Source organism: Acidisarcina polymorpha, from assembly GCF_003330725.1.
Classification (GTDB): domain Bacteria; phylum Acidobacteriota; class Terriglobia; order Terriglobales; family Acidobacteriaceae; genus Acidisarcina; species Acidisarcina polymorpha.
Window position 1 is genome coordinate 2090716 of record NZ_CP030840.1, and the last position, 15556, is coordinate 2106271.

Below are 15556 nucleotides of genomic sequence, written 5' to 3' on the forward strand. Positions count from 1 at the left end.
AACGGAGTTCCCTGGAGGATGCAAGCCCGGACAAGACTCATATTTCCCAGACTCATACTTCCCAGACTCATCTCTTCAAGAGATGCCGTCCTTCCAGTCAAGGAGATGCTGCTTCCCGTCCGACCCTGAATGACAAGTGTCACCCCATCTTGCTGACAAACGCCTCTACACGAGCTTCGTGAGCATAGCCATACTTGTTTTCAGAGTGGCGATCGCCACAGGAGCGCAATCATGACACAGACTGGCAAAACGGCAGCGGCGGTTTCGGGGAGGGCAATAGGGGTGCTTTTCTTGGCGGGCTTCGGGTCCATCTGGTTGTTGAACGGCCTGACCGCCCTGCACCGTCTCAACGCCATTAGCCTGGGAGCAGTTGTGATGATCCTCGCGGTCTTCGCCATCCCCGCGCTACGGCTGCTGCGCATGGCTGGCAAGCGTGACGCTCATGCAGAGGCAACTCCGGAAGAACGTCAAACCAGGCGCGTGTTGCTTCGCGTCAACGCCACGCAAGGGGTGGCTATCATCGTTTCCGTCTGGCTGCTGAACGCCATCCATCGCGGAGAATTTGTTGCCCCGGTGATCGCATTCATCGTCGGAATGCATTTATTCCCGCTGGCGGAGCTCTTCAACTATGCACCCTATAACGTGGCCGGAACCCTGCTGGTGGGCTGGTCAACTGTGGCCGTCACCATCCTGCCACCGGAGCTGCTTTCTTCGATTGGAGCGTTGGGGACGGCGATCATTCTACTGGGAAGCGCGGCATACACACTGATGTCCGCAAGCAGGGCCGCACGAGCAACGCCAAGTTCCCCCAGATTGACCCATCAGACCGCTTGAACGGTTCCTTCTGAGATCCCTTACTGAAGCGGCAAGCCGAATCGGTTTGCGGGAGGAGGATCGATCGGGCGCTGAGAAAACTCGCGCTCGATACGATCGTTGATCCCGGCTTGCGCGAACTCGGCTGCCACCCGAATCCCATTCATGATAGCCCGGTCATTCGATGACCCGTGGCCAACGATGCAGACGCCCCGAACCCCTAACAACGGTGCCCCGCCATACTCGCGATAGTCGAGCCGCTTTTTGAATTCCTTGAGGGCCTTTCGAGAGAGCAGGGCGCCTGCCTGGGCAGTCACCGTGCGGGTGAGGGACTCGCGAAGCATCTCGCTCACCAGCCGGCCTAGTCCCTCCGAAGTCTTGAGCGCAACGTTGCCGACAAAGCCGTCGCAAACGATCACGTCGGCGTTGCCGTTATAAATATCGCGGCCTTCGACGTTCCCGATGAAGTTGATGGGCAACTGCTTGAGCAAGCCGTACGCCTCGCGAGTGAGTTCGTTGCCCTTACTCTCTTCTTCGCCGATCGAAAGCAGGCCCACCCGGGGACGAGCGATCTTGAGCACACTTCGCGAGTACATCTCACCCATTACCGCGAATTGTTCAAGATTCTGAGGCTTGCATTCCACGTTGGCGCCGACGTCGAGCAAGACGCAGGGGGATCCGGAGGAGGTCGGCAGGATGGCTGTCAGCGCCGGACGATCCACCCCAGGAAGCGCACCTAACACCATCTTCGCCGTCGCCATCGCAGCGCCCGTGTTGCCGGCGGTGAGAAATCCGGCGGCGCGCTTCTCACGCACTATTTTGAGCCCGACACGCATCGAGCTATCGCGCTTATTGCGCACCGCAACGGCAGCCTTTTCGTCCATGCCAATCCGCTCGGTTGCATTCACGACGTGAATAGGCAGGCGCTCGCCCTTAAGATAATCATCGAGGGTGGCGCGCAGCGCAGCTTCCGGGCCGACTAAATGGACGCGTACCGCATGCTCGCGGCAAGCCAGAATCGCGCCGCGAACCTCGGGCTCCGGCGCCTTGTCCGATCCCATCGCATCGAGAACGATGTCAGTCAACGCGATCTTAGGCCATGCTGGCTGGGACATCATGGATGCGTGGTAGGACTAGCTTGCTTCCTTAACTTCCAGGACGTCGCGGCCTTTATAGGTGCCGCATTTAGGGCATGCGCGGTGCGGTAGCTTGCGCTCGTGACAGTTGGGGCATTCGGAGAGCCCGACCGCAGTCAGGCCGTCATGCGCGCGGCGTTTGGAGGTGCGGGCCTTGGAGTGGCGCCGCTTTGGGTTTGCCATTACAAATTCCTTTCATACGCGTCCCCTGAGCGGCATCACGCACGCTGACAGGTCACGGAACCACATTCTTGATAATGCCTTGAAGCCATCTTAGTGTCTGATCCGAGTGCGCAAGTTGGAGAGCGCCGACCATCGAGGATCGGTCAGGGTCTCGCTGCAAGTGCATGTTTCGGAATTCAGATGCCGTCCGCAATGAGGGCAAAGCCCTTTACAGTCCTCGCGGCACAGGGTCTTCGCTGGAAGCGACAGCAACACCTGCTCACGCAGGATGTCTTCCAGCAAAACACCATCTTTCTGATAATACCCGATTTCAGTCTCAGAGGTGGTAATGGAATGCTCCGAAGCGTCCCCATCTGCCCCGGTTGGCCGAAAAAGCAGGTCAAACTGGCCCACCAACGGATGTTCGACGGGGTCCAGGCAGCGGGCGCAGAGCACCTCGAAGCGACCCTTGTAACTCGAGCGGACGCGGATATCGTCCACCAGCTGCCCCGGCCCGCGGTGCTCGACAATTAAGTCGGCGCGTCCTTCGACGGCAAGCGGGTCAAGCTGCCGTATATCGAAGCCGTATTCGATGGAGCCGGGTTCAAAAGTCTGATTGAACTCGAGTGGATCTTTCTGAAGAGCAAGAACCGTGATCAACATGGCATGTGCGGAGCCTCTTGGTACGAAACTCCCTATTTCAAGGGTAACATCTGAAAATCTGGGCCGGCCAGCGAGAGGCATACTGAAGGGTCTTCTGAAACAGACTTGAAGGACTCAGGGGTTCGTTTCACGAAGCCGCCTCCATCCTTCTCCAAGAAACAGCCGGATCGAGGCGACGCCGGCCGCCCCCGCAGCGGCACATTGATTCGCGTTCTCTACCGTGACCCCGCCCAGCGCAAGCACCGGAAGCGCGCGCTCGGCCGCCCCCTGGTGACCGGCGCGGCACGCCGCTGCCAGAAGATCGAGACCGACTCCACAGGTTGCGCCCTTCCCGGGTATGTTTTTGTGGAAGACGGGAGCGAAGAGCGCGAGGGTAGCCCCGGCCGAAGCCGCGGCGGAGACCTCTTCTGTCGAATGGCACGAAACGCTGACGGGCGTGCTCGCGGCAAAGCTCCTCCGGATCAGCGAGATGGCGGCAGCCAACTGCTCCGCGCTTAATCCTCCGGTCAAATGGACGCCATTTGCCCCGGATCCGGCGAGAATCCCCGCGGCTGAATCTGGTCTCGAGTTGACGAAAACCTGGGTAGAACCCCCACTCTGGCGACAAGCGCGAACAATCCCGGCAGCCAAGGAGATGAGCGCGGCAACGGGCAAGTCTTTCTCGCGGACCTGGATGTAGTCGACTCCGCCGGCGCTCCATTGCGCAGCCAGCGAGAGGAGGATGCGCTCGCATTCACCGCAATTGCCAGCGAGCGAATTGCGGTCGGTAATGGCGTATAGGAGCATAAGAACGATTCCAAACAGGCTTCTAGCGCGAGCCCAGAATGGTGCGTAGCTCGTTGCTTGTCTCTACTTTACGAATATTCACGCAGGGAAAACAAAGCTCGCGCTGTAATATGGGCGCATTGAGCTTAAAGTCAGGTGAAACGGCCGAGTCTTGGTGGCGCTGACTATCTCTGCAATCCGAATTGACCGATAATCGAACGAGTGACGGTAATCGCGCGAAGAGTGTGGCCTGTGGTGTTGATGGCTGCGGATTGTGAGTGGAAATTTTGGTTCTGCTATGAATGAATACGACCTGTTAGTCATCGGCTCCGGGCCCTCTGGGCAAAGGGCAGCGGTAGCGGCTGTGAAGCGCGGTAAACGTGTCGCCCTGATTGAAATGCGGGATGTCGTCGGCGGCGTGTGCATCAACACCGGGACGATTCCCAGCAAGACCATGCGCGAGGCGGTGCTGCATCTCTCCGGCTATAACTATCGGTCGGTTTACGGCATGAACTACCGGGTGAAGGAAAAGATCACCATGGCCGATCTCGCCTTCCGGGTGCAGCATGTCATCAAGACTGAGGTCGATGTCACCGAGGCGCAATTATCGAGAAATGGCGTAGAGGTGTTGACCGGCATCGCGAGCTTTGAGGATCCGACTCACGTCCGAGTGACCAGTTCCCGGGGCGCCAGCGTCTACGCGGCAGAAAATATTTTGATCGCTGTCGGCACCAAGCCTGCCGCCTCCGCCAAGGTGCCAATCAACGGGCGGACGATCATTGACAGCGACCAGATCCTCGACCTTCCCGAACTGCCAAAGACCCTGATCGTGGTCGGCGGGGGCGTCATTGGCGTTGAATACACCTGTATGTTTTCGGCCCTCGGGGTGCGCGTAACGCTGATTGAGAAGCGCCCTAAACTGCTCGAATTCGCCGATCAGGAGATCGTTGAAGCGCTCAGTTATCACCTGCGGGATACGCGCGTCACCATGCGCACCGGCGAGGAGGTCGAGAGTGTTGAGGAGATGCCGGATGGCTCGGTCGTCGCCAATCTCGAGAGTAAGAAACGCATCAGCGGGAATGCTCTGCTCTATGCCGTCGGCCGCCAGGGAAATGTGTCGGAGCTGAATCTACCGGCCGCCGGCATCGAGGCCGACAGTCGGGGGCGCATTCCGGTCGACAAGGATTTCAGGACAAAGCAGGCTCATATTTATGCGGTAGGCGACGTGATCGGCTTTCCCAGCCTCGCATCGGTATCTATGGAGCAGGGGCGCATCGCGGTCGCCCGCATGTTTAACGACGAATCCGTCCACACCAACCCGAGCGTCTATCCATACGGCATCTACACCATCCCTGAGATATCTTTCATCGGGAAGACCGAAGAACAGCTTACCGACGAAGACGTCCCTTACGAAGTGGGAGTCGCTTACTACCGGGAGATCGCCCGCGGCCAGATTCGCGGAGACACGACCGGGCGCCTGAAGCTGATCTTCCATCGTCAGAATAAGCAATTGCTCGGGGTGCATATCATTGGAGAAGGCGCCGCGGAACTCGTGCATATCGGGCAAGCGGTCATGACCCTGGGCGGCACAGTGGATTACTTCATCGAAACTGTGTTTAACTACCCAACGCTGGCCGAATGTTACAAAGCAGCAGCATTCAACGGCATCAACCGTCTCTCTAGATTCGAATAGCCGACCTCGACTGTGGCGGTCGGTTCCCCGGCGCTCTCTCCGGTTTGGCTGAAGGAACTGAAAGCCGTTGGGCGGCGAAGAAAGGTTTCATTATGGCGAGAACCATCGGAGTAGTGATGGCTGAGCGCGTGGTCACAGCCCTCATTGAGGACCACAAGATCGTTGGACAGGTCCACGAGTACCCCGAAGATGCCGAACAGTTCGACGGTCTGGTCGAAGTCCCCTCCGAGGATTTATGCGACATCATCTGTGACCAGATCGTCAAGCTCGTTCCGGAGGGATCGCACATTGACGCCATTGGCGTCGCCTTACCCGGCATCGTTCGCAATGGCATTATCGAGGACTCCCCCAATCTCGCCCAGCTGAAAGGCGCAAAGATATGCGCATGGATTCAGGAGACGCTCCAGGAGCGTGGACGCGATTACCCGGTCAACATCTTTAATGACGCGGATGCGGTCGCAGCGGGGCTTGCCGCTACCAGGGGGCAGCTCGATCGCCTTATTCGCGTTTGGACGATTGGCAATGGCATAGGTTTCGGCAGGTTTCCCTATGCCGAGGGCCCATGGGAGGGGGGACATACGGTCATCTCCCTCGATCTTAAGGAAAATTACTGTGGCTGCGGCGGCCGGGGACACCTTGAAGGCATCATGGGACACCGCGCCATGCGGCTACGCTTCATGGACATGGAACCCGACGAGGTCTTCGCTGCGGCAAAAAAAGGCGATAAGCGCTGCACCCAGTTTGTCGAGCTGTGGCATCGTGCGCTGGCCGCGGCAACCGCCACCCAGATCCACCTGGAGGGGCCGGGGCGCTTCTACTTCACCGGCCGGGATATCAGCCGGCTCGACCTGGTCCTGCTCAAAGAGTACCTCTGGGAAATGGTGAAAATGAGCCCGCTGCAGAGCTATACGCTCGAAGTGGTTCAGGAGAATGCGGAGCTCGCCATCATCGGCGCGGGAGAAGCCGCCGCCCATGTACGCATCGGAGATCGGTGAACCTCCTGACTCGTATGCGACTACCCGTATGCGACCATGGAGCAGCGGCGCATCTGGGAACTCGTGACAGACGCAACCCGACAGACGATCCAGGGTCACCAGGTTATCGATAACTCCGCTGGTAAGTCCGGCTGATCCGGTCATGCCATCCCAGCCGGTCATCGTCGAAGAAGGCCCATAAAATTCCGAGGCCTAGCGGGCTGGCGGAGAGCAAGAGCGCCCCAACCCGTTGACGCATTGCCTGGCGAGTGGGATTTTCATCATCGAAGGTGCACAAGGCGATCTTGGTATAGCGCATCCCCGGCGTATCGGACCCGAAACAGAAGAAGAGCAGCTGATAGAGGAGCCCGAAGCAGAAAAACGCAACGGCGGCGCCGATCATCGCTGGCTTTCCAGTCGGCGGATGAGTCGTGCAGGCGACAAAAACGAAGATGAACAGGAGAAATCCTGCAACCACCAGCAAAAGGTCAACCAAAGAGGCCATGAGCCGGTCTTCGAGCGACGCAGTCTGCAGCGGTAGCTCAAATGCGGACGCGGCCGGTCTCCTCTCCGCAACCGGCGGCGAGGAGCGATGTTCCTGCAATTGCTCGAAAAACCCTCCCGATCGAGGGGCGTCCCGAGAAGCGGCCGAATCAAGACGGATGGTTGACCAGCCCGGCAGCACCTGTTCGACCGCCGGTTGAGTGGAAATACTCTCCTGCTCCACCTCGAAAATCCTCAGCTGCGACTGCGAAGTCTCCCGATCGTACTCCTCGCGCAGTGGCCCTTCGGCTAGACGAGGACGCGCCTTGCGCGCAGCCACCAATTCGCGGGGGAACTCAAGCAATTTCGCGGGAAGAGGCTGAATTGGAGCTATCGGCTCTTCTCTCTCAAGTTCATCGAGCTGCTCCAGGACCGAAGGTTGATGGGTCGAATCCTGATGGATCGAATCCCGATGGATTGAGGCCGGATGGGTCGAGGCTTGATGCTCGGCAGCCATCTGCGAGTGCCGTTCGAATCTCCGCGCAGCGGTAAGGTCCTTGCTGGTCTGAGGAACATTGCCCGGACCGCTTTCGTAGAGCAGTTCCTCGTCTAGACCTTCCTGGGTCTCAAGGTTGAGACCGCTCAGGATCGCCTGCGCGGCGTCTCTCGCTTCTCCAGCCGCCACCGCTGCTGCCTCCGCGGCGCGAACCGCATTCCGCGCCTCCGCGGCGAGCATTTCACTGTAGCTGGGCGCCTGCGCATAACGCGCCGCAACCCGATCGGCAACGTTCTTTCCTCTCGGCCGAACGACAGGCTCGCTGGCCGCCACGGTTGTGCCCTCAATCGCTTCCATTCCAGGCAGTGGATGTTGAAGCGAGTGGTGTTTGTCGCGACGGGCGCGATGCGCAGCAAGGCGATGATTAGCTTCCCGCTTCCATTCCGAAGAAGATGGGTTGAAGGGTGCTGAGGATGACTCGACTTCTGCGCCCGATGATGAAGATCTCACTTCGATTCCTCTTCGTTGTTCAACATGAAGCAATTGCTCTTTCAAGCATGAGGCTTTGCTATTCTGAAATCGCTCCAAAGCATTTTCGTAGCGGGTGAATGCCCGGGAGTAGAAAACGGCGCGCGTGATTCATCCAATACCCAGTTGCACCCAAAAGTTTGCCGGTCGCTTTCACCATGAAAATGCTTTGTTAGAAATGGCAGCCCGCTTTTGTTGGTGTATCACGCTGTGCCTGCTATGTCATCCGCAGCTTGGTGCGCAGGCGTTGTCAGAACAGCTTCCCCCCTCCCAGACGAGGCCGCAAACAGTGTCAAAGCTAGCGGCAACGGCTCCGCCGGTTGAAGCGTCGCCAGCAACCGATAGCGCGTTGCAAGATTCGATCCCTGTGGCCCAGGTGGTCCCGCCGATGGATGAAGGCGTGCCTGTGCGGATTTTCGCGAAGCAACAGGGAAAACGTGGCGACGTGTGGACACTCAGCGGGGAAGCGGAGATCGACTACCGCAACTACATCGTGCGAGCCGACAAGATCACCTACAACGAAGCCATCGGTACGGTAGAGGCGGTTGGCCATCTCCATCTTGAAGGTGGTCCGGATGAGGAACAAATCGACGCTACCCGCGGGACCATGAACCTCGATGCCCAGACCGGTCATTTCTACGATGTGTCGGGCTCGATCGGCGTACGCCGTGTTCCGGCCACCAACAGTAAGATCTATACCACCTCGAACCCCTTCCTCATGACCGGGCGCGAGGTCTTCAAGGATGGCCCGGAACGATACCGGGTGCTGGATGGCACAATGACTTCTTGCCATCTTCCCAAGCCCGACTGGCAACTGCTCTCCGCCAAGATCAACGTGGCAGACGGGAAAGCGACGGCCCGCAGTACGTGGTTCACTTTGCTCCGCATCCCATTGATTTTCCTGCCGTACGTCACTCATCCGGTCAACACGGAAAGCCGGCAGTCGGGACTTCTGATCCCGGTTATCTCGAATTCAACCACCAAGGGCGTTGTGCTGGGGGATCAAATCTATTGGGTCATCAATCGCAGCGCCGATCTCACCATTGGGACCGAATACTACTCGAAACGCGGCTTTGCACCGAGCGCCGAGCTCCGCTATCGCGGAAAGGGACTCGACTTCGCTACCGCTAATTTCCACGCCCTGTTTGATCGGGGCCTGCCCTCAGGTCTCGCCAACGTCCCCCCGATTGATCAGGGCGGTCAGGATGTCATCATCAATGCGCGGCGGGATTTCACTCCGCAAATTCGCGCCGTGACCAATATCGAGTACCTGAGTTCCTATGTATACCGGCAGGCATTCGAGCCCAGTATCGTGAACGCAACCAACTCCGAGGTGAAGTCAGAGGCGTTTGTGCAGCATGAAGACCATGGTGTTGCCGAGAGCGTGTATCTGGCAAGGTACCAGAGCTTTCAGAGTGACACTGCCGGGGATGAAATCCGCATCCTCCACTTGCCCTCATTCCAGGCCAGCGCCATTGACCATTCTCTTTGGAGTGGTCGCCTACTAGGCAGCTTCGCCGTCTCACTGGATACCCTGACCCGCTCCGAGCCCCTGTTTCATGCGCGTAACCTGGAACGGATTGACCTCCACCCTCGCCTGGCACTGCCGCTCGGTTTCGGCGGATGGAACATCCGCACCGAAATCGGCGGCAGGGAGACGTTCTATTCCAAATCCGAGCTGCTACCCTCCACTTTGAATGGAGAAGTCTCCCCGACCCTCCAGCCAGGCAGCCTCAACCGCGCAGACTTCGAGACCGACGTCGACCTGCGCCCTCCAGTCGTGCAACGCGATTTCTCCGCCCCCTGGATGGAGAAGCTGTTTGGCGGGGACGTGCGCCACACCATCGAGCCGGATCTTCACTATCGCTACGTGACGGGCGTCGGCAACTTTAATTCCGTCCTGCGCGTAGACAATGTCGATATCGTCAGCAACACCAATGAGATCGAATATGGGTTGACGCAGCGGTTCTTTGTGCGCAACACCGCAACCCACCCCTGTCGCGATGATGAGCCGCAGACGCCAAGTGGAATGTGCGGAGGCGGTGCCATCGATCGGGTGTCGTGGCAACTGGCGCAGAAATATTTTTTCGATTCAGACTTTGGCGGAGCCGTGACCGAGGGCGCCCGTAATGTTCTGGCCACGACCCTGGATTTTTCCGGCGCGGCGTTTCTTGAGGGCCCGCGCTCCTCATCGCCAGTAATCTCAAGACTGCGCCTGGCGACGACTTCGTCGAGCGACGTGCAGTGGGATCTGGACTACGACCCCAAGGTCGGTAGGATCAATTCCAGCAATATCTTTGCAGACCTTCACTATGGCGACCTGCATGTTGCGGCTGGCCAGTTTAAATTAGTCTCACTCGACGCGCCGGTCACGTCCCCACAGACCGTCACTGCCGCCGTCACTCGTTACAACCAGGCGCGGCTTTCGCTGTCCTACGGAAACTCCAAGCATGCCGGCTTCGGCGCAGGCGTCAACGGCGGTTACGACTTCATCCACGAACAAGTCCAGTTCGGTACCATCCAGGCCTCCTATAACTGGGATTGCTGCGGAATCAGTGTCGGATATCGCCGATACTCCCTTGGCCCGGCACGTGATGAGAGCCAGATGGTCTACAGCATCACTCTTGCGGGCGTGGCGACCGCCGGGAATTTCCGCCAGTCGGAGAAGGTCTTTTAGCGAATCGATCCAGGCCTTGGACTCCGCCATTCAAACCCTTCCCCTTTTTCGAAGTCCAATAGGATGCGTTGCGAAATGAGATAATCGAGAGAGTGTCGCGAGGCGCGTCGCGAAAGGTGGTTCGTGTGGTTCGGAGTCGACTTCTATTTTCTTGCCTGCTAGCCGTGGCAGCCTTAGGTTGTCGCGCCCAAACTGCATCGACCGCGCCGACTGTTGCAGAAAATGCGCAACTGAATCGCCGTATTGAAGTGCAGGTGCGCTCCCAATTGCAGGTGCCGTCCGATTACGCCGTCTCGATTGGAACTAGAACGAAGAGTGCTTTTACCGGTTATGACACCGTGCCGATCACCTTTTCTCTGCCTTCAAAACCCGGATCGAAACCGACCACGGTCGACTTTCTCTTGTCTCAGGACGGAAAGACTTTGGCCCGCATGCAGAAGTTCGATCTGACCAAAGATCCGGCCCAGGTGGCCCAACTGACCAATCGGCCGGTCCGCGGCCCGGAAGCCGCCAAAGTTGTCATCGTGAATTTCGATGACTTGGAATGCCCTTACTGCGCTCGTATGCACCAAGAACTCTTTCCTCAGACTTTCGAACGCTATAAAGGGCTGATCAAGGTCGTCTACAAGGATGATCCGCTGGTTGAAATTCACCCCTGGGCCATGCATGCGTCCGTTGACGCTAATTGCCTCGCCGACCAGAGTGGGGCCGCCTATTGGTCCTATGTTGATTATGTCCATAGCCATGGAGATGAAATCAGCGGCGCCGATCGCGATCCGGCGAAAGCCAACGCCGCCCTGGACCGCATTGCTCGTGAACAAGGCTCCCGAGAAAAGGTCAATCCGGCGAACCTCGACGCCTGCCTGCAGAAGCAAGATAACGGAGCGGTGATCGCATCGATGAAGGAGGCCGATCACTTGAATATCGACGGCACCCCTACCTTGTTCGTGAACGGCGAACGCATCTCCGGTGCTGAACCGATAGAGCAGGTTTGGGCAGCCATTGACCGTGCCCTTGAGGCCGAGGGAGAAAAGCCGCCGCCACCAAGCAGCGTTCCAGCGAGCACACCGGCCAAAGCGCCCGCCGGAAACTAGCCCGGTGACGACTCAAGTCGTCCGGAAGGTATCAGGATCGTCGCGCAATCTGCCGTCACGACTCAACCCCCACGTGCTTCCATCGGAAATCGACAGACCAGGTCTCGACGAATGCCTGGGACCGCGATTCTCCGATTAAGTCAGCAATCAAGTTCCCCAGGAGAGAGCTTTTGCACGAACAATTGGTAGCAAGCGCAAGAAAGTCGCCGGTTTCGAATTCTTTCGGAAGCTGTCACAAACAGGTTTTAGCAGTGCTTGTCTCGGTCTCTCTCGGTACCGGCCTGTCAGGCTGCCAACGGCAGCATGGCCCCGATGTCGTAGCCATGGTGAACGGTAAGCCGATCATGCGCGCCGATGTCGAAACCGTCTACCGCAGCAACCTGGGAGACTCAAAGCAGGAACCGCCCAAAGACCAGGCCGACAATGTTCGCCTCAACATCGTGCGCGAACAGATTGACGAAGAAATTGTGGACCAACGTGCTGCCAAGCTGAATCTGACCGCAAGCGATGACGAGGTAGAGACGAAGCTTGCTGAGTTCAAAGCGCCCTACACTCAGGAGGAGTTCGATCAGAAGCTGAAGAGCCAGCACCTCACGCTCGATGAGCTCAAGAAAGAAATACGCAAGAATCGCACTCAGGAAAAGCTCTTCAATAAAGAAATTAATTCCAAGATCAACATTACCGACGCAAATATCACCAACTACTACAACGCCCATAAGGCGGACTTCAACCTGGTGGAGCCCCGATATCATCTCGCCCAGATTGTCGTCACCCCACAGCCCGCGCAGCAAGGTCAGCAGCAGCCGATCAACATGCAAAACAGTAAGGCCGGCAGCGATGCCGACGCCAAGAAAAAGATTGATGTGCTGCATGGACGGCTGGAGAGTGGAGAGGACTTCAGTACCCTCGCCGCCAACTTCTCAGAGGACCCCAATACCTCCACAAACGGGGGCGACATGGGCGGCATCCAGGAGTCGGTGCTGCGCCGTCAACCCGAGGTCTTTCAGGTCATCGATAAGCTTAAAGCAGGTCAGATGACACCAGTGATGACGATCCCCGACGCGCCCGGTTCGAAGCGCGCCGCTTACTACGTCATCTTCAAGCTCATTGACCGCGAGGCCGCCGGGCAGCGCGAGCTGAACGATCCCCGCGTGCAGCAGACCATCCGCGCCGAGCTGCGTCAGGAAAGATCCCAGTTGCTCAAGAACGCCTACATCGAAATGCTGCGCGACCAGGCCCACGTGGAAAACTACTTTGCTGAAGAGATCTTCAAGAATGGCGCACAGTAGATCGGCCCAAGTATCTCCGAGAATCTCGAAGATACATCCCGCCTAGGATCCGCTCGGACTCGAGCCTTGGACACCTGCGGCGAAACGTATAGTTCCGTCTTCGCTGAACGCAGTGTCCTGAAATGGCAGCGCCCTGGCGGTTCTCAGGTAAGACTAGTGGAGCGCACCGCCAGGCCGCATTGAACCCGCTAATTTAAACCAGCGTCTGCGCCTCGGTGATTTCGGGTGACCGCTTCGCAACTCCAAAGCTGTCGATTTCCGAAGCTCTCAATTTCTTTGGCGAGAGAGCCCTCATCAGTGGCCGTTCAACCAACGGATACGTGAGGGAAGCTCCGGCGATGGTCACGATGCCCGCCACGATGATGGTCAGATCCCCCGGAAAATGCCCAAGCCGAGGATATTTCTTGAGCACCACCGCGTAGGTCATCGAAAAAAATGCGTGCGTCAAGTAGATCGAATAGGAAGCGTCTCCGAGATAGACCAGCCAGCGGGGGCAACGCGAAGAGCCTAACATCGCGGCTCCCGTCACCATCAGCAAAGCCGGAACTCCATAGATCACGAAACGCAGGTAATCTGCCGCATGATAGAAGCCCGTGCTTAAGAAGCCGAGCGCACCTATGACGATGAGAGCGACGGCTAATCTCTTCATGGAATCTTCGTTAGAATCCGACGCCAGGCGAAGTAGCACCTGGGCGGCCAACACGCCGAAGAGGAACTCGATAATGATCGGTTCGGAAAAAAGATATTTTAGGCCATTATGCTCGGGCAGAACTAAGCTGAAGAGCGCCAACAAGGCAAAAGATGCACACAGAAATGGCAGCTTCCAGCGCTTGAAATTGATCAATATCCCAATCGAAAAGACTATGTAAAACAACATTTCAAAGGAAAGCGTCCATCCCTGAGAGAGAAAAGGATGATAGTTTCTGCCATCGAAGAAAGGCAGCAGAAGGTAGGAATGAATGAGAAAAGAGGGCTGGTAATGATGGGACTTCAGCGCAACCCCGACCAGCCATAGCAGGAGCAAAGCCGTCGTCCAGACCCAGTAAAGGGGGTAGATGCGAGTGGCCCGCTTCCGCAAGAAATCAAGCGCATCTGCCGCTCCAGCTTTCTTCGTCGTGGTGTAAACCATAATGAAGCCGGAGATGACAAAGAACAGATCCACGCCCGCCGCTCCGAGCGTCTTGAAGCCCCCATCAGCGATCCATGATGGCCGATTCGTATATTCCTTGAGGACCCATTCATAGTGGTAAAAGACCACCATGGAAGCCGCTATTCCGCGAAGGACCTGAATTGAAGGTAGCTTGCCGCGGCCTGCAGAGAGGCGTTGGACGCTTGCTGTGGAGTCTGGATGCATGCAGAAATCCTTGGTAAGGCCGCAGTTCAGGCCCGAATCAGACTTTTCTCGCTATGAAGACGAGTTATTCTCTTTCCGCGGAACTCTGGGCAAAATTCTGAAGTAGATCAAGAATGTGACTACAAAGGCTGGAATACCCCGGAGCCCTGGTGACGACGGCCCTCGGTTTCTTACTGGCTGACTCGGTGCTTCGCCGGCCAGTTGGAGAGACGAAGGATTTGCTGCTCTCCATGAATAGGTGGCTATGGCAAGTCTATCGGCAGCCTGTAGGCGTGTCTAGTCAATTTCGAGAGAGAGCGAAGAAGAAGCCTCGGGCCGTCTATTCAGCGAATCCGGTAACGAGGCCTAAAGCTGAATATTGACAAGCTCCGCGACCGTCCCCTCAAGACCGGGACTTACCTGACGCGTCTGCGGCGCGCGCCAGTGATCAATGTAAGAAATCTGGTGAACGCAGGAGATCGTGCAATTTGGTGCGCATGTTTTCTCTGTCAGGAACTCCCGTTTCAGGTCCTCCCGGGTGTACTCCGCCAAAGGCACTCCTGGCCAGCCGCGCTGCTGAGAACAATAGTGGACCAGCCCATCTTCGCAAATGTATAGGTAGCGGGATCCGGCCCGGCAGCGCCACTGATTCGGCTCGCCATTGGCGATGGCTTCCTGGAAGTGATTGAAGCGGGAATAGTTCTCTTTCTTCATGCCACGCATTTCGAAATAGACGCGGCGTTCTTCATCTTGAAGCGGCTTGAGTTGACCATCCCCATCGTGAATGATCCCAATCGTCGAAGTGAATCCAAGGCCCAGAGCGCGCCGGCCAATCGTCAGAGCGTCCTGCGGGTTCTTGATGCCGCCGCCGACCACGGAATTTATATTGACGTGAAAGTCTGCGTATTCCGCCAGAAACTCGAGCTTCTTATCCAACACTTTGAGACTCTTCTTTGAAATCTCGTCGGGCTGGACATTGTCGATTGAGATCTGCATGTGATCCAGACCAGCTTCATTCAACCGCTTGATCCGATCCGGCATAAGAAAGTAGCCGTTGGTGATCATGCCTGCAATTCGGCCATGGTGGCGAATGCGAGCAATGATCTGATCGAGATCCGGATGAGTCAGCGGTTCGCCGCCCGAGATGGTGATTATGCTTGTTCCCAGTCGAGCCAGGTGGTCGATGCGTCGCAGCATCTCCTCTAGCGGCACCGGGTCCGAGACCTTGTCGTACTCATTGCAGTAGGCGCAGGATAGATTGCAAAACCGCATCGGCACAATCTGGGCCATCACGACGTGATCGGTAGCCGCGAGGGCGTGACCTACGGTAGCCAGCTCCCGCACCTTGCGGCTTGCAGCGCGCATCCGGCGGGAGATCGAAGTTGATGTTGCTGCCATCCTTATCCTATTGAATCACAATGGCGTCGCAGGCAGCGAATTGCGGGGGCCG

The 15556-nt window shown here is 57.5% G+C and carries 13 protein-coding genes; 6 read left to right on the forward strand and 7 right to left on the reverse strand.

Annotated features, from left to right (window positions below; genetic code table 11):
- Positions 1-231 precede the first annotated feature (231 nt).
- Positions 232-834, forward strand: a complete 603-nt coding sequence (locus ACPOL_RS09035; RefSeq protein WP_114206757.1) for a DUF7010 family protein — start codon at positions 232-234, stop codon at positions 832-834.
- 20 nt (positions 835-854) lie between these two features.
- Here the strand turns inward: ACPOL_RS09035 and plsX are convergent, their stop codons facing one another.
- The 4 genes from plsX to ACPOL_RS09055 form a co-directional block, all read right to left on the reverse strand.
- Positions 855-1928 (reverse strand): phosphate acyltransferase PlsX, encoded by a 1074-nt coding sequence (gene plsX, locus ACPOL_RS09040; protein WP_114206758.1) that lies wholly within the window; start codon positions 1926-1928, stop codon positions 855-857.
- Between the two features lie 18 nt (positions 1929-1946).
- Positions 1947-2132 (reverse strand): 50S ribosomal protein L32, encoded by a 186-nt coding sequence (rpmF, locus tag ACPOL_RS09045; RefSeq protein ID WP_114206759.1) that lies wholly within the window; start codon positions 2130-2132, stop codon positions 1947-1949.
- A 90-nt stretch (positions 2133-2222) separates the two neighbouring features.
- Positions 2223-2774, reverse strand: a complete 552-nt coding sequence (locus tag ACPOL_RS09050; protein WP_114206760.1) for a YceD family protein — start codon at positions 2772-2774, stop codon at positions 2223-2225.
- A gap of 114 nt (positions 2775-2888) precedes the next feature.
- Complete coding sequence (locus ACPOL_RS09055; protein WP_114206761.1) at positions 2889-3560, reverse strand: thiamine phosphate synthase; 672 nt, start codon at positions 3558-3560, stop codon at positions 2889-2891.
- 277 nt (positions 3561-3837) lie between these two features.
- Between ACPOL_RS09055 and sthA the strand changes: the two genes are divergently transcribed.
- Both sthA and ACPOL_RS09065 read left to right on the forward strand, forming a co-directional pair.
- Positions 3838-5232, forward strand: coding sequence for a Si-specific NAD(P)(+) transhydrogenase (gene sthA, locus ACPOL_RS09060; RefSeq protein WP_114206762.1), 1395 nt, complete (start codon positions 3838-3840; stop codon positions 5230-5232).
- Positions 5233-5324: 92 nt separating this feature from the next.
- Complete coding sequence (locus ACPOL_RS09065) at positions 5325-6227, forward strand: ROK family protein (protein WP_114206763.1); 903 nt, start codon at positions 5325-5327, stop codon at positions 6225-6227.
- A gap of 103 nt (positions 6228-6330) precedes the next feature.
- On the opposite strand, the gene ACPOL_RS09070 is transcribed toward ACPOL_RS09065, so the two are convergent.
- Positions 6331-7695 carry an RDD family protein gene (locus tag ACPOL_RS09070; protein ID WP_150132942.1) on the reverse strand — a complete coding sequence of 455 codons (1365 nt, stop codon included), beginning with the start codon at positions 7693-7695 and terminating at the stop codon, positions 6331-6333.
- A gap of 307 nt (positions 7696-8002) precedes the next feature.
- Between ACPOL_RS09070 and ACPOL_RS09075 the strand changes: the two genes are divergently transcribed.
- The 3 genes from ACPOL_RS09075 (at position 8003) to ACPOL_RS09085 (ending at position 12773) form a co-directional block, all read left to right on the forward strand.
- Positions 8003-10390: an LPS-assembly protein LptD gene (locus tag ACPOL_RS09075; RefSeq protein ID WP_161557271.1), complete on the forward strand. Its 2388-nt coding sequence runs from the start codon at positions 8003-8005 to the stop codon at positions 10388-10390.
- Positions 10391-10644: 254 nt separating this feature from the next.
- Entirely contained in the window at positions 10645-11484 is an 840-nt protein-coding gene (locus ACPOL_RS09080) for a thioredoxin domain-containing protein (RefSeq protein ID WP_236657347.1), read from the forward strand.
- Between the two features lie 170 nt (positions 11485-11654).
- Positions 11655-12773, forward strand: a complete 1119-nt coding sequence (locus ACPOL_RS09085; RefSeq protein ID WP_236657348.1) for a SurA N-terminal domain-containing protein — start codon at positions 11655-11657, stop codon at positions 12771-12773.
- Positions 12774-12966: 193 nt separating this feature from the next.
- Here the strand turns inward: ACPOL_RS09085 and ACPOL_RS09090 are convergent, their stop codons facing one another.
- Together ACPOL_RS09090 and ACPOL_RS09095 are read right to left on the reverse strand one after the other, a co-directional pair.
- Positions 12967-14127 (reverse strand): acyltransferase family protein, encoded by a 1161-nt coding sequence (locus ACPOL_RS09090; RefSeq protein WP_114206766.1) that lies wholly within the window; start codon positions 14125-14127, stop codon positions 12967-12969.
- 345 nt (positions 14128-14472) lie between these two features.
- Complete coding sequence (locus tag ACPOL_RS09095; RefSeq protein WP_236657349.1) at positions 14473-15504, reverse strand: radical SAM protein; 1032 nt, start codon at positions 15502-15504, stop codon at positions 14473-14475.
- Positions 15505-15556: the final 52 nt, after the last annotated feature.

Excerpts from the sequence above, each read along its gene's own strand:
- ACPOL_RS09090 (WP_114206766.1), bottom strand. The coding sequence starts at position 14,127 with ATGCATCCAGACTCCACAGCAAGCGTCCAACGCCTCTCTGCAGGCCGC.
- ACPOL_RS09035 (WP_114206757.1), top strand. The coding sequence starts at position 232 with ATGACACAGACTGGCAAAACGGCAGCGGCGGTTTCGGGGAGGGCAATA.
- plsX (WP_114206758.1), bottom strand. The coding sequence starts at position 1,928 with ATGTCCCAGCCAGCATGGCCTAAGATCGCGTTGACTGACATCGTTCTC.
- ACPOL_RS09055 (WP_114206761.1), bottom strand. The coding sequence starts at position 3,560 with ATGCTCCTATACGCCATTACCGACCGCAATTCGCTCGCTGGCAATTGC.
- rpmF (WP_114206759.1), bottom strand. The coding sequence starts at position 2,132 with ATGGCAAACCCAAAGCGGCGCCACTCCAAGGCCCGCACCTCCAAACGC.
- ACPOL_RS09050 (WP_114206760.1), bottom strand. The coding sequence starts at position 2,774 with ATGTTGATCACGGTTCTTGCTCTTCAGAAAGATCCACTCGAGTTCAAT.
- ACPOL_RS09095 (WP_236657349.1), bottom strand. The coding sequence starts at position 15,504 with ATGGCAGCAACATCAACTTCGATCTCCCGCCGGATGCGCGCTGCAAGC.
- ACPOL_RS09065 (WP_114206763.1), top strand. The coding sequence starts at position 5,325 with ATGGCGAGAACCATCGGAGTAGTGATGGCTGAGCGCGTGGTCACAGCC.
- sthA (WP_114206762.1), top strand. The coding sequence starts at position 3,838 with ATGAATGAATACGACCTGTTAGTCATCGGCTCCGGGCCCTCTGGGCAA.